The sequence below is a fragment of the Anaerolineales bacterium genome (genome assembly GCA_030583885.1).
GTDB lineage: Bacteria > Chloroflexota > Anaerolineae > Anaerolineales > Villigracilaceae > Villigracilis.
The window spans coordinates 2,752,801-2,773,896 of sequence record CP129480.1 but is presented as its reverse complement, the minus strand read 5'-3'; the positions used below and the strand labels follow the sequence as shown (position 1 = coordinate 2,773,896).

Sequence of the window (21,096 nt, the reverse complement as noted above, 5' to 3'; positions counted from 1 at the left end):
CCATGCTTAAAGCTGTAACGATGTAGGTATAGGTGCGGCAGATAGATATCTAATGACTTGGGTATTTGCCCAGGTGAAAAACTGTAGGAGACAGCTATGCGCTTGGCATTTTTTTCATTTTTTCGTTCTCATTCATTCCTCCGTTTAGGTGTGGCGCTGGCGCTGGTTTTGACGCAGGCTGTGATATTCATGCCTGCGGGCGATGTTATTGCTGCGCCGGCGTCTGAAATTGGCGAGCCATTGCCAATTGACCCTGCCCCCCTGCGCGATGGAGAGCCGCAACTGATCCTGACAAAAACTGTTGATGATGGGGTCACCGAGGTTCAGGTGGGTGATGTGATCCGCTACCGCATTCGCTGGGAGTGCAGCAGCCTGACGACCTCCTGCGGGGAAATGGAAATTACCGATGTGCTGCAAGACGGATTGGATTATCTCCCGCCGCCCAACTCCTCGGTGCCAAGCGGGTTTAACATTGGATACAATTCCGGTACCCGAACTGTTACCATTACCAAGGCAGATAATAATCTGCTGGATGGCACTCAATATGATGCTGTGATTGTTGTGCGGGTCAGCCAGGATTTCCGCCCGTTGCCGGCTTTCATCAATAACACGGTCAATGGACGAATTGACCCGCCGGGTCCGGTCAGCTGGCAGAATGCGGTCCCTGCTTCCGCGCCGCCCATTGAAATTGGAGGGGTTTCCCCCAGTTGGGAATTAACCAAGACCCGCATCGCGCCTGTCATCGAGCCTACCGTCGATACCGATGTGACCTACCAGCTTCGGCTGTGTCCGGTTCCGCCTCCTTCCGGAGGCATCGCGGCGCTGACGGACGTTGTGTTTTCCGATACCCTGCCTGCGGGTGCGGTCTTTGTTTCTGCCAGTAATGGCGGGACGGAGAGCGGCGGCGTTGTCACCTGGCCTTCCATTGCGGGTCCTCTCTACCCTCCAAGCTGCATCAATCGTTTTGTTACCATTCTCTATCCATCTACAGCCTTCAACATCGGCGATGAATTGACGAATTCTGCCGGTGTTATTGCAGGTTATACGGATTCAAATGGGGATCCCTGCCCGGACTGTTTTGCGCCCCCCGCTTCATCCATTACGCATGACATCATCAATATTGTGGATGTCCCCACTTACAGCAAAGGCGATGCAGGCGACCCGGTGGGTATTACCGGCACGGCGCGTTTTGTTCTTGATTTGAACACCAACGGCACGAATTATCCTGCCAATGATGTCACCCTGATTGACAACCTTCCGCCCGAATTGGAAGTCACAAGTGTTACCAGTGGTACCTGGAGCGTTGATTTCTATTACGTCCGCGCTTATGTCGAGTATTCAACCAATAATGGCAGTACCTGGACCGCTTTCCCCGGCCAACCTGTTAGTTACAACACGAATGCCGTATTTGCCGCGCCTGTTGCAAACATCACGAATGTGCGCTGGCGGTTCGAATACGATGTGGACGGCGACACTTTCTATACCCCCGGACTCCCCTACGTTTGGGGATTTTCGAGCAGGCCTGAAATCCGTGTTACTCCCCGTGCCGTCCCAACGGTTGCCGATCCGCCATCCGGGACGCCAATGCCGGCGGCTGTAGTTGACACCACTTATACCAACTGTGTCTATGTCACACGCACCAACGCTGGTGGTCCTGTCACCGACCCGTGCGCGAATGAGGGGATGCTTGTGCGCGGTGATTACGTCAGCCTGCGTGTGAGTAAAAACGAAACGCCCGGCAGAGCCTGGGATGAATGGGAGGATCCGGACATCAATACCTTTGTCTCGGATGCCACGATTCTGCCCGGAGACACCCTGCGTTATGTTCTGACCGTCGACATGACGGAACGTTCCTCGGCGCCGCTGGTTAACCCCACGATTCTGGATACCCTCCCCGATGATCTGATCTTTGTTCGGGATGGCAACGTGCGCTTGAACGGTGCACCGCTTCCCGGGGGGGCTTCTGTCAATTTCACCCGCAGCGGACCCAACCCTGGGGCCGGGCAGACGCTTCTGTGGGAGTTTTCCGGCCTGACGGTGAACGAACAGCTGCTTGGCAGCAACCTGCTGACAGTGGAATTCTTTGCCCGCATCCCTCGCGGACAACTACCCGGCACCCGTACCAATACGTTGTCTGTTGATACCGATTCGGTGGAGATATATTGTGAGATCGGTACACGAGTGTTGGACACTTGTGTTAATGTGGATACTTATGTTGTTGACCGATCCGCCGCCCTGCGCGGTGAAAAATGGATACGCAGTGTTGCCGCTGTCAACAGCACAGTCGTCCGTATGGATACCTTCCTGCCCGATCCATCCTGCCCGGATGGGGGCACATCTGGCTTGTTTGGCAGCAACCCGTTTACACGCTTCCCGTGTATTTCGCAAGCCTACCCGGAAGGTGCGTTGAATCCGGGACAGTACTTAGCGCCACCGCCTGGTGCGGCAGATTTGGATGACTTCGAATATCAGCTGCGTATTTTCAATGACGGCAACGTCAATATGCTGAATTATGTGCTCTATGACATCCTTCCCTATTTCGGTGACAATGGTTCCGGGGGCACGCTGGCCAGTTCGGCCCGCCTTTCGGAATTCCGCCCAGTGATGACCGACCCGGTTGTATTTCTGGGTGGGGCCGGTTTGATCGACTCCGATTTCACCATTGAATATAACCTGACCACCAACCCATGCCGCCCGGAAGTCTTCAACCAAAACCCCGGGGATTTGGTTCCTGCAGCATGTAACAATACCTGGCTTCCTGCGGCATCCATTGTCGATTGGAGCACGGTTCGCTCCTATCGCATCCGTCTCAACAGCGGCGAAGACATTGCCCCGTATGCGGAAGGTGACCCGACCAATATCGTGCGCTTCAGCGTGCCGATGTCCATTCCCAAGGATTCGCCCCTGGTTGGTGTCTTCAATAATGACGATGCCCAGTCGTACGAAATTGCCTGGAATTCCTTTTCGCATGTTGGGTCGTATACAGATTTGCTCAGCAATATCCGTGACTTGCTGGCCTCCGAACCGCGCAAGGTGGGCATTACCATCCCCGAACGTTTCAGTATCGGCAACCGTGTCTGGCGCGACTCCGACAACAGCGGAACCATCAACCCGCCGGATGATACCGACCCCGGCATCGCGGGAGTTTTGGTGGAGCTGTATGAAGGTGTGGACGTGGACAATAACGGCATCCCCGACAACCTGACACCGATCGCTTCCACAACCACCGACAGCGGGGGATATTATCTGTTCAGCAACCTGCCTGGCGGTAATTACATTGTCGGGATTCCAGAGAGTAACTTTAACGTCGGGCAGCCGCTCGCAGACTTGCGCAGCAGCACCGGCACTCCTCCGGATGCCAAGTACACCACCGCCCCTCTCGATGCAAACGTGGACAGTGAAGATCACGGGCGCGACCCGGCCCTCCCGGGGCAGTCGGTCTATAGCCCGATCATCACCCTGTCACCTGGAGATGAACCCGAGGCTGAAAGCGATCTGTCTGCCAATGACCATGACGGTCCAGCTGGAACCCGGCGCGGTTTGAATGGTGAGCGCGACTACAACAGCGACCTGACTGTCGATTTCGGCTTCTTCGGCGGTACGGATATTCCCTTCAGTATTGGCAATCATTTGTGGTTCGATGATGGCACGGGCGGGGGGGTGCTCAATGACGGCATCCGCCAGCCCAATGAATTGCCGGTGGTCGGCGCGCGGGTTGATCTATATCGCGACGGCAACCTGGATGGCAATCTCTCTCCGGATGAACTGATTCGCTTTGACATCACCGATGATGGCGGCTTTTACTTGTTCGACAACCTCGACCCGGGCAGTTATTACGTCGTGGTAAGTGCAGGTAACTTTACTGATTCGTTTGATCCCGACGGCCCTGCTGGACCCCTGCCCACTGCCCCGGGTGTCCTGCGCGGCTGGTATAGCAGCCACCCGACCGGCACTGAAAACGTTGGAGTACCTGGTAATACCAGCATACCGAATACAGACAGCGACGATAACGGAATTAATACCGATTTGCCTGAAACGCAGGGTGTTCGCAGCGGCGTGATCGTGCTTGCCCGCGGAGTGGACGAACCGTTGGGTGAAAGCCACCTGAGCATGAACACCAGCATGGCGCCAGGCTTCAACCCCACTACAGGCGACGGGCCGGATCATATTGGCCGCTTCGGGGAAACCGACGCTACCAGTAACATGACGATTGACTTTGGTTTCATCCCGCCCATGAGTCTTGGCAACCGCGTCTGGTTTGATAGCGGCGCAGGCGAAGCAACCTTCCGTGAAGGGTACAACAACGGCATCCAAGACGGCACGGAGCCCGGCGCTGCAAATGTGCGCGTCGAACTTTGGCGTGATACGAACGGCACAGCGGGGTTGCAGGTTTCCGGTCCAACCCCCGATACTTTCATCCGTTTTACCACAACTGACGCGAACGGCTACTACCTCTTCGACCGCCTGCAGCCCGGCGACAACTATTACGTCCATATCCCCACCTCGAATTTTACTGCCGGTTCCCCGTTGCGGTTCTACATCAGCAGCTATGACCGCACGCCCCCTGCCGATGACTTCGTTGACATGAACGACAACGGCATAGATGCCGCCAACCCTGCCTCGACGGGCGTCACCAGCCCCCTCATCACGATGGCATATGGCACCGAACCGCTCACGCCCGGGAACGAAATCGATATCAATAACAGCGGCACATACGGTCCGGAGAATCGCGGCAATTACGGTCAGACGGACGCCAACAGCAACCTGACAATTGACTTTGGCTTTGTCCGTACACCGCGCAGCATCGGAAATTATCTTTGGTTTGACACTGGCGCGGGTACGAATACCAATAACCGCATTTTCGATGTTGCTGAACTGCCTGTTGCTAATGCGCTGGTACGCCTGTATCGTGATACTAATAATGATGGACAGCCTGACGATCTTGGAGTGCTCAATGATGCCAGCGATGATTGGATTGCCTGGGATGTGACCGACTCCAACGGCTATTACCTGTTCGACAACCTGCCGCCCGGTCGATACATTGTCGGTGTGGATGCTGATAATTTCGATTCCATCGGAGCCTATTCCGCCCTGTATGGATACACCAGCAGTACCGGCTACGTGGATAACGCCTCAAATAATACGGACAGCCGTGATAATGGGATAGACCGTTCTGATCCTACTCCGTCGGGTTCGCCCTATGGAATTATTTCCACCTCCATTAACCTGACTGCCAATTCTTTATCCGGTATGCCCACCGGCGAAACCGGCAGCGGGAATACCAGTACTACGCTCGGGCACAATCCCACTGCCGGGGACGGTGCCAACTCACGCGGTCGATATGGCGAAACAGACGGCAACAGCGACTTGACGATAGACTTTGGCTTTGTGGAGGCCTATGCGCTTGGCAACCGTGTGTGGTTCGATACGAACAACAACAGCCTGATCGATGCGGGCGAAACCGGCATCCCCGGCGTTCAGGTTGCGCTTTATCATGCCGATGCGGGTGGCAACCCAACCACGGCTGTGATCGCCGATGGATCGCCGCGCACAGCCGTCACAAACGCCGGCGGCTATTATCTGTTCGATTATCTCGCTCCCGGTGACTATGTTGTCGTCATCACTTTGGATAACTTTATCGATGGCGGCCCGGCGGACCCCTTCAAATCCTTGGTTGGCTATTGGTCATCTGCGACCAGTATCCTGGCGAATGGCGCTGCAACGGAAACCCCCGCTCCCGACCCTGACCTTGGGCTGGATGGACTACCCGGTACGGCGGATGATGACTTTGACTCGGACGATAACGGCACGCGCCAGATAAGCGGTGTGTTCAATGGCGCGGTCATTTCATTGGCTGTCACACTGGGTCCCAATGGATTAACCGAACCCATCAGCGAAAGTGACCTGGATGGGGGTTCGCAGGGTAATCAACCGGATGGGCGCGCAAACATGACTGTGGATTTCGGCTTCTACCGTATGGAAGTTGGGAATCTTGTGTTCCTGGATGCAAATACCAACGGCACTTTTGACGGTACCGATACGCCGATTACAGGGGCCATCGTTCGTTTATACGCTTCAAACGGCTCCAGCGAGATTCCTATCGGTCCGGACGGAATTCTCGGCACGGCAGATGATACGACCGGCGGCATGCCCACGGATGCATCCGGCTTATATCTGTTCTCCGGCCTGCCGGCCGGCGACTATATTGTCAGCGTCACCACACCCGCCGGCGTATCCAGCACGATTGATACCTTCGACTCCGCAGATAACGCCAATCCGAACACCAATACGGATGACAACGATAATGGCATTGGCGTTGGGGAAGGTGAAATATTCTCCGCTCCTGTAAGCCTGGTGCCGGGTTCGAGCGGTGCGCAGAACAGGAATACTGTGGAGAATGCCAGCGGTACGACCACAAATCCCACCATGGACTTTGGTTTTGTCGCCACCCTGTTCTCGCTAGGCAATCGCGTATGGTTCGATACGGATAACAACAACCAGATCGGTGCAGGAGAAGTGGGCGTGAACGGGGTGACCGTTGAGTTGTATGCAGCAGATGGCAGCGGAAACCCAAGCGGGGCCGTGCTGGCCACGGACACGACCGCCAACGGCGGGTATTACCTGTTCGATAATCTCTTCCCCGGCGACTATGTGGTTGTCATCCCCTCATCGAATTTCGCTACTGGTGGTGTGTTGGAAGGCTACTGGTCATCGGCAACCTCGATGGATGGAAGCGGGGTGATCAGCGAAACAACTGCAGCGGATCCGGACAACAATGCGGACAGTGACGATAATGGCACTCTGCAAACCGGCGGCTCATTCGATGGTGCTGTGGTTTCCCTTGCAATAACGCTTGGACCCGGCACCGTGGAGCCGACCGGTGAAAGCGACCTGGAAACTGGTGTTGGACAGGGATCCCAGCCGGATGGACGTGCCAATATGACAGTGGATTTTGGATTCTATCGTTTGGAACTTGGAAATCTGGTATTCCTCGATGTCAATGGAAATGGTTTGAATGATGCAGGCGACACGCCTTTTCAGGGGGCAACGGTTCAATTGTTTGCAAGCGACGGCACGACAGAAATAACCATCGGACCGGATGGCGTGTTGGGCACAACAGATGATGCTTCCGGCGGCGTGACCACCGGCGTCAATGGGTTGTATTTCTTCACTGGTTTGCCGCAAGGAGACTATATCGTCATTGTGACACCGCCTGTTGGTTACGCCAGCACCGTGGATACCGCCGATGGGGCGGATACAACCGGACCGAACACAAACACGGATGAGAACGATAATGGTGTGGGCGAGCCGATTGGCCAGGTCAGGAGCAATGTAGTGACGCTCGCACCCGGATCGACCGGCGCACAGGGCAATAATACCGTCTCGAATGCCAGCGGCACGACCACAAACCCCACCGTGGACTTTGGCTTTGTCACCAACACCGGTTTTTCCAAATCCATTCTTGGCACCAGCGAATTGCACACCAGCGGTTTGAATGTCACCATCGGCGAGATAATAACCTATGAAGTTCGTATTGACCTACCGCTGGGCATTCCGTTGACGGATGTGACCATCACGGACCGTATGCAAAAGGGGCTTGCCTTTGTGGATTGTATTTCCGTGACCGTGGCCGGTGTGGATGCGACCGCCTCCGTTTGTCCGCCGACAGTCTCTGCTGTGACTGACTCTGGCGACTCCCCGGCAAATCCCGCAAATCCCGGCAGATTGGTGGAGTTTGCGCTTGGAGATCTTCCGGCCCAAACCACCGCCAACAGCATTGTTATTGAGTATCGTGCGATTGCCCTGGATGTAATTGAGAATCAAAGCGGCGTGGAGCTGACCAACAGCGCCACCTGGGCTTGGACAGGCGGTTCATTCTCCGTCAGCGCGACCGAGGTCGAGATCATCGAGCCGTTCCTGGATATAGATAAAACCGCCACTCCCACAGCGAATGTCCCTCTGGGCACACCGGTTCAGTTCACCCTTGAGATCTATCACACCACCCCGCAAAGCCAGACGGATGCCTTCGACGTGATCGTGACGGATATCCTTCCGCCCAACCTTCAGTATGTCCAGTGTACTGTCCAATACACCAGCGGTCTGGCGCCGGATACGCCCGCGACAGATTACTGCAATCCCGGAGCCACCACCACCGACTTGATCTTCTTCTGGGAGGAATTCCCGCTGGGCGAAACCTCAACCATCACTTTCAATGCCATCCTGCTCAATTCACCCGCGACCAATGTTGCCCGCGTCGAGTGGACCTCGCTGGAAATCGACCCCGGACTCGACGGGCTTCCGATTCGCCGCTCGATTTACAACGACCGTTCGCATGAGCGCTGGTACGACCCGCCCAATGGTGTGGATATTTATTCGGTTTCCGACAGCGTAACGATCACCGCCCCCGCGCCGGCAGGCGGCGGGGAGAGGCGCAGGCTGCCATCGCTCCTGCCAGCCACCGGCTTTGCCCCCGGACAGGTCACAGCGTTGCCCGAACAGCCAAAGGAGAAACTGTATTCAACCGCCGATGTGTGGTTGGAGATTCCCAGCCTTGGCGTGAAGACCCCCATCGTGGGTGTGCCGCTGGTGGACGGCGACTGGGATGTTTCCTGGTTGTGGAGGGATGCCGGGTGGCTGGATGGCACAGCCTTCCCCGGCTGGAACGGCAACAGCGCGCTGACCGGGCACGTGGTCCTGCCGGATGGGACCACCGGTCCGTTCGCCCAGCTAGGCAACCTGCGCTGGGGTGACAGGATCATTGTCCATGCATATGGCTCTGTTTATACTTACGAAGTGCGCGAGAACCGAACGGTCAGCCCGTCGAACACCACCGCGCTCAAATCCGAAAAGGACCCCTGGCTGACATTGATCACATGTGAAAACTATATCGAAGCGAACGACACGTACGCCAGCCGTATCGCCGTCCGCGCCGTGTTGATACACGTGACGGCGGGGCAAGCCTCCGAAAAACCGGGCATGGGACGCTAGTCCTGCGAACGATCTGAATCAAAAAGACCTTTGAGATCCCATGCTCAAAGGTCTTTTTTTATTGCCGTCTGCTACATCATCTCTTTTTCTGCCGCCGTCAGCGCATCCTCGAAGATCTTCAACCCCTCATCCATTTCACTTTTGGTGATCGCCAGTGGAGGCGCAATGCGGATCACGCTTTTGCCGCAGGAAAGCGTCAGCAAGCCACGCTCGAAGGCCAGGTCCACGAAACGATCCGTCAATTCCTTGGCGGCTTCTTTTGTCTCACGGTCCTTCACGAATTCCACGCCGATCATCAATCCCTTGCCCCGCACCTGCCCAATGACCGGATGACGCGCTTGGATTTCCTCGAGGGCATCCATTGCATACTCACCGACATCCCTGGCGTTCTGCATGAATTCCTTTTCGACAAGATCAATCGTCGCCAGCGCAGCCGCGCAGGAGACGGGGTTGCCCCCGTACGTGTTGCCATGCGTGCCGATCTCCCAGTTCATCACGGATTTTCTCGCGATGCATGCGCCGAGCGGCATGCCGGAGGCAATCCCTTTTGCGGAGGTGAGGATATCCGGCTCAATGCCAAAATGCTCGATCGCCCACCATGTGCCGGTGCGTCCCATCCCGGATTGCACCTCGTCGAGGATTAACAGAATACCGTGTTGATCGCACAGCTTGCGTAGGGCCGGGTAGAAACCGTCCGGAGGAACAATGTAGCCGCCTTCGCCCTGGATGGTCTCGACCAGAATGCCCGCCACATCTTTTGGTGGCAGGATCTGCGCAAGGATTTCCTCCTCGATATAGCGCACCACCGCCTCCCCGTAATCCTCGCCTTTTCGCCTTTCCAAGACCGGACGGTAGGGATTCGGGAACGGCGCATGGGTCACGCCGTTCATCAGCGGATAGAATCCGCCGTGATACTTCGCCTTGCTGGCCGTAAATGTGACCGCACCCATCGTGCGTCCGTGGAACGCACCGGTGAACCCGATGAAGTTTGTGCGTTTGGTGTGGTAGCGCGCAAGTTTGATCGCCGCTTCGACGGCTTCGGTCCCCGAATTCGTCATGAACGAAAGGGCATCTTCCTTGAAAGGCGCGATTTCATTTAATCTTTCGCCAAGCCGGATCCAGTTCTCGTGATAAAAATCCGAGGATATGTGAATGAACTTTTCAGCCTGTTCCTGAATTGCCTTTACCACCTGCGGGTGTGAGTACCCGGTTGCGACCACGGCAATGCCGCCCATAAAATCCAAAAAACGGTTGCCGTCCACGTCCCACACTTCACTGCCTTTCCCGTGATCCATCACGAACGGATAGCCCCTCGGATAGGAAGGCGAGATCACCTTGTGGTCCCGCTCGATCATTGCCCGGGCTTTTTCCCCGGGTAAATTAATTTTTGTCATGCCATGCTCCTTGTATTGTTTCCTACGAACTTATTTTCATTTCTGCCAGCGCTCGCGCGCCAAGCAGCCCTGCATCATCACCCAGTTCCGCCTTTGTAATGACCAATCCATCCAGATACCGCGGGTGAAATACATGCTTTTTCAGGCTTATGTGAAAGGAATCAAATAATAAATTTCCGACTTGTGAAACGCCTCCCCCAAAGATGACGATGGACGGGTCGAAGGCGTGGAGAAAGGATGCGACTCCGATGCCAAGATACTCTCCTGCGCGTTGATAGGCTTTGATCGCAAGCACATCCCCTTGATGCGCAGCATCCGCAATATCCCGCGCCGTCAAACTGTCATCCTGCCCGCTCTTGCCGGGACGATTCAAAACAGACCTCGCGCCTGCTTCCAATTCCCCGAGCACATATTTCACGATGGCGGGTCCCGACGAGAACGACTCGAGATGGCCGTTATATCCGCAGGAGCAAGGAGGTCCGTCCGGGTCGATGATGCTGTGGCCCAATTCCGCGGCGAGGCCGTGATGACCCTGCAATAACCTGTCCTGGATGATCACGCCGGCCCCGATCCCTGTGCTGACCGTGATATACAATACATCATGATGCCCCTTTCCCGCGCCGAAGCGGTATTCCGCCAGCCCTGCAAGATTGGCATCGTTATCAAGATAGGCATTTACTCCAAAATGTTTGGAAACTTTCGGCGCAAGTGGAAAGTTATGCCATTCCGGGTTGTTGGGCGGGGCAAGTAAATAACCCGTATGCGGGTCAAGCGGACCAGGCGATCCCAGCCCAATCGCATCCACACTGTCGCCATTGGGCCACACTTCCTCAATGACCCGCTTGAGGCGTTCCAAACCACCGGGTTCGGAGGCTAGTGTGGCTATTTTTTTTAGTTTTATGGGTTTGAGTTTATCAGGCGCATAAGAAGCGGCACGCATTTGTGTGCCGCCAATGTCAACTGCGATGATTGTGTGCATGGGCACAATTATACCGTACGCCATTATCCGAGCGTCCGAGCGTCCCGCGCGTTTGACTGAACCTGCCAACCCTGCTATCATCATTTTCATGCAAAACGGTCTTTTTACACGTACCTGGCAAACCCTGCGGGGCATGCCGCGCTGGTTTCGCCCGGGGTTGGGCATCAAGCGCTGGTTTGTTTTTGTCATGCTCGGCATCACATTGCTGGGGCTTGGTTTTGCCGTCATTTTGATCGATCTTTATCGCACAGATTCCACCGACCAGACTTTGCTTGCATTTCTCTCGTATGCATCCCTGCGATTTCTCCCGCGCATCTGGCGCGCGGTTATTTTTGGCGGATTGGGGGTCGGACTCGTCATCTACGGCATTTTACAGCTTAACCGCTCCCTGCTTAGACCGTTCCTGCGCCCTGGTTCCGATGTATTTGATCAGCTGACAGGTTTTCGCCGCCGCGAGCGTGGACCGCGGATTGTTGCCATTGGCGGCGGGCATGGGCTTTCCACGCTTCTGCGCGGTTTGAAGGAACACACGGGCAACCTGACGGCCATCGTCACTGTCGCGGACGATGGCGGTTCCTCCGGCCGGTTGCGCGAAAGTTTTGGAATTCTTCCACCCGGCGATATTCGCAATTGCCTTGCCGCGCTTTCGAACGACGAGGACATGCTCACGCAGTTATTCCAATACCGTTTTAGCGGCTCATCCGACCTCGAAGGGCACTCGTTTGGAAACCTGTTCATTACCGCCCTGGCGGATATTACCGGCAGTTTTGAAGATGCGGTGGTCGAATCTGGGCGCGTGCTTTCGGTAAACGGCCGCGTGCTTCCATCCACGTTGAATAATGTGAAATTGATTGCGTCGATGGAACTGCCTCATTCGCTGAATGAAGTGCGCGTGGAGGGGGAGAGCAGGATTCCCGAAATGGCGGGGCGTGTGCGCCGCGTATGGCTTGAGCCGGATAATGCGCCCGCGTTTCCGCCGGCGATCAAAGAGCTTTTGAACGCAGATATCATCGTGGTTGGACCGGGCAGCCTTTACACGAGCATTCTGCCCAATTTGCTGGTGCGTGACCTGCTGGCGGGCATCCATGCCAGCCGCGCCCTCAAGATATACGTCTGTAATATCGCCACACAAGCCGGTGAAACGGATGCGTTCACCTGCTTCGACCATGTCCGCGCATTGGAGGGGCATGTGGGCGAAGATCTGTTCGATATTATTTTATGCAATGATAATTATGAGGGGGATGTCGGTCCTGCATCTGTGTGGGTCCGCGCGGACGAGAGGACGTTATCTGACGAGCGTACGCATTGCGCCGATTTGACGGACGATGGACATCCCTGGCGCCATGACGCTGTCAAACTGGCGCAGGTGATTGTGGATATTTTCTACGAGCGGACTGGTCCGTTGTCGTAGGCGGGATAGTCCAGCCAGAATCCTGCATCAGGAAACAGAATCAATCAGCGGAGTAGGGAGGAGCGGAACTGTCCTGACATTCATCACCCAAAACACAGACAGTTATAAAATTCACAAATCGGACTTAAAGAAGTAAAATCAATTGGTTACAAATAACCAGAGATGAATTCTCTGTGATAAATCTTAATTGGAGGATTTTCCCATGACAGTAAAAGTTGGTATTAACGGATTTGGACGCATCGGACGCCAGGTTCTCAAGGCAATCCGCGATATGTACCCGAAAGAATTGGAAGTGGTCGCGTTCAACGACATCGGCGACCTGAAGACGATGGCGCACCTGCTCAAATACGACTCGAACTACGGGCGCTTCAACGGCCAAGTGGAAGTCGCCGACGACGGGCTCCTGATCGACGGAAAGAAGATCAAAGCCTTTAAAGAGATGGATCCTGCCGCCATTCCGTGGGGCGAACTCGGTGTGGATATCGTTGTCGAGTCCACGGGATTGTTCACCATCAAGGAAGACGGCGTGAACAAGAAGGGCAAGACCGTCAAGGGCGCGGTCAATCACATCAAGGGCGGCGCGAAGAAAGTCATCATTTCCGCTCCCGCTGAAGGTGAAGACCTGACCATCGTGTTGGGCGTGAACGAGGATCAATACGACCCAAAGAAACACCATATCGTTTCCAATGCGTCCTGCACCACGAACTGCCTTGCGCCTGCGGCTAAGGTCGTACACGACAAGTTCACTATCAAACGCGGATTCATGACCACCATCCACGCCTATACCAATGACCAGAAGATTCTCGACCTGCCCCACTCCGACCTGCGACGCGCACGTGCCGCGGCGATGAGCATCATCCCCACCACCACTGGTGCAGCGAAAGCCATCTCGCTGGTCATTCCTGACCTCAAGGGCAAGTTTGACGGTTATGCGCTGCGTGTACCGGTATCCACCGTGTCGATTGTGGATTTCACCGTCGAGCTTGAAAAGGAAACCACCACCGAGGAACTACGCGACCTCTTCCGTGCCGTGGCCAAGGAGCCGCGCTTCAAAGGCATTTTGCAGGCTGTCGATGAGCCGCTCGTCAGCATTGACTACAAGGGCGACCCGCACTCCTCCTCGGTGGACCTGCAGTTCACGATGGTGCTCGGCAAGGAAAAGAGCAACTTCGTCAAAGTGGTCACTTGGTACGATAACGAATGGGGCTACTCCTGCCGTACGGCCGATCTGGCGGCAATGATGGCGAAGAGCCTATAATATCCGTAGGGACACAGCGTCGCTGTGTCCCTACTTTTTGGCGGAAACATGAATAAGAAAACCGTAAAAGATATCGACCTCAAAGGCAAACGCGTGCTCATGCGCGTGGATTTCAATGTCCCGATGGCGGATGGGAAGGTCACCGACGACAAGCGCATCCGCGCCGCATTGCCGACCATTCAATATGTGTTGGATCAGGGGGCTTCGTTGCTTTTGATGAGTCATTTGGGACGTCCCAAAGGCGGCTCAGACCCCGCTTTCAGCCTGCGCACTGCTTCGGAGACATTGTCCACGCTGATACATCGCCCTGTGACCATGGCTCCCGATTGCATCGGCGCGGAAGTGGAAGCCATCGCCAAGTCCCTCAAACCTGGTGATGTGGTCATGCTCGAAAACACCCGCTTCCATGCGGGTGAAGAGAAGAACGACCCCGAACTCGCCAGACAGTTGGCGTCGCTCGGCGACGTGTATGTCAATGACGCGTTTGGTTCCGCACATCGTGCCCATTCCTCCACGGAAGGCGTGGCGCGCTTCTTGCCAGCTGTCTCTGGTTTTTTGATGGAACAGGAACTGGAATATCTTGGCAAAGCCGTTGCCAATCCTGAACATCCCTATATTGCCATCCTTGGAGGGGCGAAGATCAGCGATAAGATTCTGGTCGTGGAAACGCTTGCGTCCAAATGCGACAAGCTCATCATCGGCGGCGGTATGGCGAACACCTTCCTTGCGGCGAAGGGACTGAACATGCAGGACAGCCTCGTCGAAGCCGAAGCGTTGGAGACTGCCAAATCCCTGCTCGGCAAATTGGGCGATAAACTTGTCCTGCCTGTGGATGCGGTCATCGCGGACAAGTTCGAAGCCGAAGCGAATTCACAAGTCGTGGATGTGGACAAGATCCCTGCTGGCTGGCGCATGTTGGATGTCGGACCGAAGACCATTGAGATGTACAACTCCACCCTGGCGGGCGCGAAACTTATCGTCTGGAACGGGCCCGTGGGTGTGTTCGAAATGCCGAAGTTTGCTGAAGGCACATTTGCCCTTGCCAAACTCCTCGCGGAATCCGAGGCGGTGACCGTCATCGGCGGCGGTGACTCAGCCAGCGCGGTCAAAAAGGCCGGCCTCGCCAAGCAGATGACGCACGTCTCCACGGGCGGTGGTGCATCACTTGAATTCCTCGAAGGCAAGGAACTGCCCGGCGTGACGGCGTTGCTGGATAAGTAACAGTATTCAAATAGTACAAAAGGAGCAGGAAGGCAAAAGCCTTCCTGCTCCTTTTGTAGCGTATAATGCGCCAATCAAATTCAAAGGAGAGATTTATATGCAGGCGAATTCACCACCCCAATCCGGTTCGGGTACGAATCGTAATCTACTCATAGGTATTGTTGTTGCGGTTGTTCTTTGCTGTTGCTGCGCTGTTACAGCGGCCGGCGGGTATTACGGTTATCAGGGATATGTTCGGGCGCAGCAGACCTTTGAAGAATTCCAAAATTTTGAAATTCCCGAATTCCCCACTTCTGTCCCGTTTGACCCGAACGACCCAAACAGCGGAGCTGACAACCCCCTGCCCGGATTTGATCTTAGCGGGGATGTTCCCGAGGGCGGCCTTGCGGATGAGAGTACTCGTTATACCGCCTGGACCTCCGTTCAGTTCATAGGCTTCGTTGCAGGGTGCGAGACTCCTTCAGCGGAAGGGACGACGATCTCGGTCCTCCAGCAGCCTGATTCAAACGGTGTTTGGGTTGAGGAATGGAATGTCAATTGCGGTGGCGGCACTTCCCATCCCTTCAAGATCAGGTTTACGCCGGAAAACGGCATTGTCAATGTCAATATTGACCTACAATAGAAACGTGCTGCGATGTACTGAAACGAAAGGAGTGGGCAGGGAATTCCCTGCCCACTCCTTTCGTTTCAGTTTTCATGCAGGATTAAACCAGCCTAACCGAATTGTGGACACTCGGCTATAATCGGTGAAAATTGCACGTGGAGATCAAGCATGTCCTTTAACGCTGGTGAAAATATCGGTCCGTATCAGATCATCGAGCAGCTGGGCCAGGGCGGCATGGCGACGGTGTACAAAGCCTACCATGCGGCGCTGGACCGCTACGTTGCCTTGAAAGTCCTGCATACCGCCTTTCATGAGGACCACACATTCACGGCGCGTTTTCAGCGGGAGGCGCGGGTGGTGGCCCGCTTGGAACACCCCAACATCGTACCGGTCTATGATTTTGCCGAACATCAATCACGGCCTTATTTGGTGATGAAGTACATCGAAGGTGATACCTTGAAAGCGCGCTTAGGTCAGGGGGAACTGACTTCGGGAGAGATCGAGCAGGTGGTGAATTCCGTCGGCTCGGCTTTGGGATATGCTCACGAGCAGGGCATCCTGCATCGTGACATCAAACCTTCCAACGTGCTGCTTTCCACGGACGGGGTGATGTACATAGCGGATTTTGGACTCGCGCGCATAGCGCAGGCGGGCGAGTCCACACTTTCATCAGATTCCATCATGGGCACGCCTCAATACATCTCGCCCGAACAGGCAATGGGTAAAAAGGAACTGGATGCCGGCACGGATATTTATTCTTTCGCAGTGATGTTGTATGAAATGGTGGTGGGGCAGGTCCCTTTTAGTGCGGATACGCCGTTCTCCATCATCCACGATCATATTTACACGCCCCTGCCTCTACCCATGGACATTAACCCCAAGGTGCCGGAGTCCGTCCAGCGGGTGTTGTTGAAGGCGCTGGCAAAGGAACGCAAGGACCGTTACGCGACCGTGGCGGAAATGGTCAATGCCTTCAAGGATGCGTGGACGGAAGCCGGTGTGCCCATGCAGGGGACATCCATTACCATACGCCCCGCGAAATTAAAAAGCGATGAAAAAAAACAGGGCGGTGAACCTGCTGCTGGAACCGTTGCAGCTAAACGTACGGCAAGGAAGCGTTCGCCGTGGATGTGGGTGGGGATGGGCATGATCGCCGTCCTTTGTTGCGGGGTTGGATTGATCGGATTTCGCGGCAATATCCGCAGTTTTCTTGGGCGGCCGACCGCCGTGGTCCAGGCGACTCTCCCCGATGTGCCAAATACCCAACTCCCCCCGACCATGGTAGGCAATGAGGCACCACAGGTAGCCGCTGCGCGCGAACAGGTTGGCAGGAATCCCAGCGACCCGAATGCTCATTTGCAGCTCGCGCTCGCGCTTTGGGACGTGAATGAAGTGCCGCCTGCCATGCAGGAACTCGCGCAGGCCGCGAATTTGGCGGGCCCGACGAACAAGGATTTTTTCCTGTCCGCCGCGCTCGAATTCAGGCAGCGCGAGGCCTGGGTGCCGGCCGCGGGGATGTACTTGCGTCTGGCGCAGATATATCGCGGGGAGGACAGCATCCCCCTGGAAGTTCATGAAGGATTGAACGAGGCGGTGTATAAATCCGCCGGGCAAAAGGATATGCCCACGTATGTCTTCTTTGACCGTATAGACAATGTCAGCCTGCCGCTTGGGTATATTGCCCGTGGACGATACGCGCTCTACCACGGCGAGGCGGCTGATGCGAAACTGCAGATATCCAATATCGAAAAAGTAAAGCCAGATATGTATGAAGTATTTTTGCTGAAGGCGGAGTTCGAGATGAAAGTGGGGAGCCGCACACAGGCAAGAAACATCCTGCTTTCGCTTTCCGCGGACCTCGGCGCGCCGGAATGGGTAAGGCTGATGGCGGGCGAATTTCTTAAGACCATCGAATAGGAAGATCCATGCGAACACCATTTGTTGCCGGTAACTGGAAAATGAACAAGACCGTTGCGGAAACCCGTGACCTGGTCTTTCAGATGGGCGCGAAATTGCGCTTTGTCAGCGGTGTTGAAAAGGTTTTATGTCCGCCGTTCATGTCGTTGATGGCGGCTTCTTCCCTGATTCAAGGCTTGGGAATCGGGCTTGGCGCTCAAAACATGCACTGGCAGGTAAAGGGTGCGTTCACCGGCGAGGTTTCGCCGGAGATGGTGAAGGAGTTGTGCGGTTATGTCATCCTGGGCCACTCGGAGCGGCGCGCTTATTTCGGGGAGACGGACGAGGCGGTGAATCGGAAGCTGCTTGCCGCCCAGACATTCGACCTGACCCCCATCGTTTGCGTCGGCGAGACGCTGGAACAGTACGAATCAAATCAGACCCGCAAGGTGGTTTCCAATCAAACCCGCCTCGCTCTCAGCGACGTATCTCCCGAATTTGTCCCGCGCATTGTCGTTGCCTATGAACCTGTTTGGGCGATTGGAACAGGCAGGGCATCCACGGGAGAGGCGGCGAACGCCGTCATCAAGGATTTTATCCGCCCCGTGATCGCAGAGTTGTATGGCGAACAAACTGCGCAGGCCGTCCGTGTGTTATATGGCGGCTCCGTAATCGCTGCAAATGCGGGGGAATTTTTTACCCAGCCTGATATCGATGGCGCACTGGTGGGCGGCGCGAGTTTGAAGCTGGAAGATTTTGTTGCCATTACACAAGCCGCGGTGAAATAGAACCGTGGGGTTTGCCGGTTTTCTCTGGTTTCTCCTAATGCTCATGCCGCTGGCTGTTCTCCAGCGGCTTTTGCATCGTGAGATTCAGGCGGTGATTTTATTGATCACCCGCAATCCGCAATTAACGGTTGGCTTGTTCTCCGTATTATTCTTCCCCGGCGTTTTCCTGCATGAGTTCAGTCACTTCCTGATGGCGAAACTGCTCCGCGTCCCCACGCGCCAAATTTCATTGCTGCCGCAATCATTATCCAACGGACGTTTGCAAATGGGGTATGTGGAAACCGGGGAGACGGACATCCTGCGCGATTCACTGATCGGGCTGGCCCCGCTGATCGCAGGGACATCCTTTGTGGCATATGCAGGCATCCACCAGTTGCAACTGCACATGTTATGGAATGTCCTGCGCGACGGGCAGGTGGACCTATTCTGGATGGGCCTTGGCTTGCTTCCGGCCGTCCCGGATTTTTATTTGTGGTTCTACCTGACGTTTGCAGTATCCAGCACCATGCTTCCATCCGAGTCGGACCGCCATGCCTGGCTCCCGCTCGGACTGTGGGTCGCCGTACTGCTTGCACTGGCGGCCTCTTCCGGGGCGGGCGCGTGGATGCTCGAAAACCTGACCCCGCCTCTAAATAACCTTTTGAATTCGGTGGCGCTGCTATTTGGGTTAAGCAGCGCTGTGCATGTCGTGCTGGTGTTTCCGTTTTTTGCCCTCCATCGCCTGCTGGCATACGTGATGAAGGTGGACGTGCGTTGAACTCACTCGCCGTCAGTCCAAAGAAAAACAGTCTCATTTCTTTTTGAGTTGAAGATTGCAACGATCCTGCGCCCATCCTTCACACTGATTTCCATGGCCATTCGGCGCGCTTCATTCAAGTCTTCGATCCCTGTGGCAATATCGAGATAATATTCATCCGTCCGAGGATTGATCCATGTCCCCAGCCAGCAATCATCTTCGTTCAGGCGGGCTTCGTTGCGGATGATAAACTGGTGCAATTCGAATGCCAGATCCACAGTCGGCGGGAGGATTGCCGTACGCGACGGGTATTTGGGGAAACTCCACACATCTCTTGGCGGAAGAAACTCGCCTGTCGCCGGTTCTGATGCCGTGCCGCCATGCTTAAGGGTTTCGGCCGTAACCTTCAAAATATAGTCATCCTGGCACATCATCTTAACAGGAAGATCAATTCCTCGATCTCGCCGATCTCCGGGCTGGGAGTCCATTTGTCTTCCCCGCTGACTTCGAATCCACATTTCTGCAAAACCCGTTGGGATGCGATATTATGCCTGGCGACATGGGCATGCAGCGGGCGCATCGAAACCTGACCGAGGAACTGTCTCAGTGATTCTGAGGCGATTCCCATGCCCCAAAACTCCCTCCCGATCCAGTAGCCCACTTCAAGTTTTTCGTCCATTTCAAAACAGGCGAGGCTGCCCGCCACTTGTCCGTCAAGTAGTATGGTTTTCGTAATGACCTTTTCATTCGCCATGATCTTCGTCCAATGGGCTGTGAAAGCATCCCAGTCCCTGGAGGGAAAGGCGGCCATTTTGGCGGCCTGCGGGTCCAGTTGATGCTCGAAGAGAATAGGCAGGTCATCCTGGGTCACATCTCGCAGGGTGATTATATTCGTCAAATTAATTCCTCCTCCCCGCCGCCAGCATTTTGTTGCGTATGGGGAAGACCATAAAAAAGATGGTTACGAACGGCAGGAGCAATTTTACAACAAGATCAGATTTGACCAGTTTCTTCAAATAGAAGCTGTACGGAAAGGATAATTCATGGAATCGCCGCAGTTCCACCACCTCCAGCCCCGCCATCTCCAGCGCGGACTTCATCTCTGCCAATGAGAAGATCTGTTTGTGTCCGAATGGTTTTGAGGAATACATGCTGTTCAAAAATGTTGGATATTTCCCACGCGTGATCTTGTATGTAAATTCGCCAAAGCGGTGATAGAACGCATCGCGGCAGGGAGTGTCGATCAACAGGATGCCGCCGCTCTTGAGCATGTCCACCGCGGACCGCAGTGTCCCAAGCGGGTAGTTGACATGCTCGATCACATCCCAAAGCGTGACAACATCGAAGGTCCCGTGGAATGCCTGCCAGTATTCATCCTCAATGGTGCGTTTGACAACTTCAAACCCGTGTCTGGTCTTTGCGTAATATGCCCGCGTATCGCTCAATTCAACGCCGAGCACGTTCGCGCCTGCATACTTGATCTTCGCGAGGAACAGTCCGCCGCCGCAGCCGATATCCAGCACGCGTTTGCCTTCAATCCCGCTGTGCCGCTGGACCGCCTCCATCTGATGTTCCACCCGCCCGGGGTTCGATTGCAGGGACTTTTCGATGTATGCCACCTCTTCATCGCTCAGCCCGCCCCCGTCGATCTGCGGGGATATATCTTCAACGGGGTCAAGATGGTTGATATAGTGGAAACCGCCGGGTGAGATGAACACCTCTGCGCCGGATAATTTATATGCGGGCGAACCCTCCGTTTTGTGTTTTAGCTCGTCGATATTTTCCATTTTATTATGGGATTTTCTCTACAAGACCATTCTG

General features: G+C 55.2%; 13 protein-coding genes. 8 read left to right on the top strand and 5 right to left on the bottom strand.

Going from position 1 to position 21,096, the window contains the following annotated elements:
• The first annotated feature begins 96 nt into the window (after positions 1 to 96).
• A complete protein-coding gene (locus QY332_13790; protein ID WKZ34688.1) occupies positions 97 to 8,988 on the top strand; it encodes a sortase in 8,892 nt (2,963 codons plus the stop codon).
• A gap of 71 nt (positions 8,989 to 9,059) precedes the next feature.
• Here QY332_13790 and QY332_13785 read toward each other — a convergent pair whose 3' ends face one another.
• Positions 9,060 to 10,382 carry an acetyl ornithine aminotransferase family protein gene (locus QY332_13785; GenBank protein WKZ34687.1) on the bottom strand — a complete coding sequence of 441 codons (1,323 nt, stop codon included), beginning with the start codon at positions 10,380 to 10,382 and terminating at the stop codon, positions 9,060 to 9,062.
• 22 nt (positions 10,383 to 10,404) lie between these two features.
• The gene (locus QY332_13780) at positions 10,405 to 11,361 is read right to left on the bottom strand and encodes an ROK family protein (GenBank protein WKZ34686.1); all 957 of its coding nucleotides are present in this window, start codon (positions 11,359 to 11,361) and stop codon (positions 10,405 to 10,407) included.
• Here QY332_13780 and QY332_13775 point away from each other — a divergent pair.
• The 7 genes from QY332_13775 to QY332_13745 all read left to right on the top strand — a co-directional run bounded on the left by QY332_13775 (position 11,360) and on the right by QY332_13745 (position 19,296).
• Complete coding sequence (locus QY332_13775) at positions 11,360 to 12,772, top strand: YvcK family protein (GenBank protein WKZ34685.1); 1,413 nt, start codon at positions 11,360 to 11,362, stop codon at positions 12,770 to 12,772. The two genes, QY332_13780 and QY332_13775, sit on opposite strands and share 2 nt — an antisense overlap.
• Before the next feature lie 202 nt (positions 12,773 to 12,974).
• Entirely contained in the window at positions 12,975 to 14,030 is a 1,056-nt protein-coding gene (gene gap / locus QY332_13770; protein WKZ34684.1) for a type I glyceraldehyde-3-phosphate dehydrogenase, read from the top strand.
• Between the two features lie 48 nt (positions 14,031 to 14,078).
• Positions 14,079 to 15,251: a phosphoglycerate kinase gene (locus QY332_13765; GenBank protein ID WKZ34683.1), complete on the top strand. Its 1,173-nt coding sequence runs from the start codon at positions 14,079 to 14,081 to the stop codon at positions 15,249 to 15,251.
• A gap of 97 nt (positions 15,252 to 15,348) precedes the next feature.
• Complete coding sequence (locus QY332_13760) at positions 15,349 to 15,873, top strand: hypothetical protein (protein ID WKZ34682.1); 525 nt, start codon at positions 15,349 to 15,351, stop codon at positions 15,871 to 15,873.
• A gap of 150 nt (positions 15,874 to 16,023) precedes the next feature.
• Positions 16,024 to 17,772 carry a protein kinase gene (locus QY332_13755; protein ID WKZ34681.1) on the top strand — a complete coding sequence of 583 codons (1,749 nt, stop codon included), beginning with the start codon at positions 16,024 to 16,026 and terminating at the stop codon, positions 17,770 to 17,772.
• Between the two features lie 8 nt (positions 17,773 to 17,780).
• Positions 17,781 to 18,539 carry a triose-phosphate isomerase gene (gene tpiA, locus QY332_13750; protein ID WKZ34680.1) on the top strand — a complete coding sequence of 253 codons (759 nt, stop codon included), beginning with the start codon at positions 17,781 to 17,783 and terminating at the stop codon, positions 18,537 to 18,539.
• A gap of 37 nt (positions 18,540 to 18,576) precedes the next feature.
• Positions 18,577 to 19,296, top strand: a complete 720-nt coding sequence (locus QY332_13745) for a hypothetical protein (protein WKZ34679.1) — start codon at positions 18,577 to 18,579, stop codon at positions 19,294 to 19,296.
• Positions 19,297 to 19,298: 2 nt separating this feature from the next.
• Here QY332_13745 and QY332_13740 read toward each other — a convergent pair whose 3' ends face one another.
• From QY332_13740 to QY332_13730, 3 genes are read right to left on the bottom strand one after another with little or no spacing between them, the layout of a single operon-like run.
• Positions 19,299 to 19,685, bottom strand: a complete 387-nt coding sequence (locus QY332_13740) for a hypothetical protein (protein ID WKZ34678.1) — start codon at positions 19,683 to 19,685, stop codon at positions 19,299 to 19,301.
• A gap of 20 nt (positions 19,686 to 19,705) precedes the next feature.
• Positions 19,706 to 20,173 carry a GNAT family N-acetyltransferase gene (locus tag QY332_13735; GenBank protein ID WKZ34677.1) on the bottom strand — a complete coding sequence of 156 codons (468 nt, stop codon included), beginning with the start codon at positions 20,171 to 20,173 and terminating at the stop codon, positions 19,706 to 19,708.
• 1 nt (position 20,174) lies between these two features.
• Positions 20,175 to 21,062, bottom strand: coding sequence for a class I SAM-dependent methyltransferase (locus QY332_13730; protein WKZ34676.1), 888 nt, complete (start codon positions 21,060 to 21,062; stop codon positions 20,175 to 20,177).
• Positions 21,063 to 21,096 lie beyond the last annotated feature (34 nt).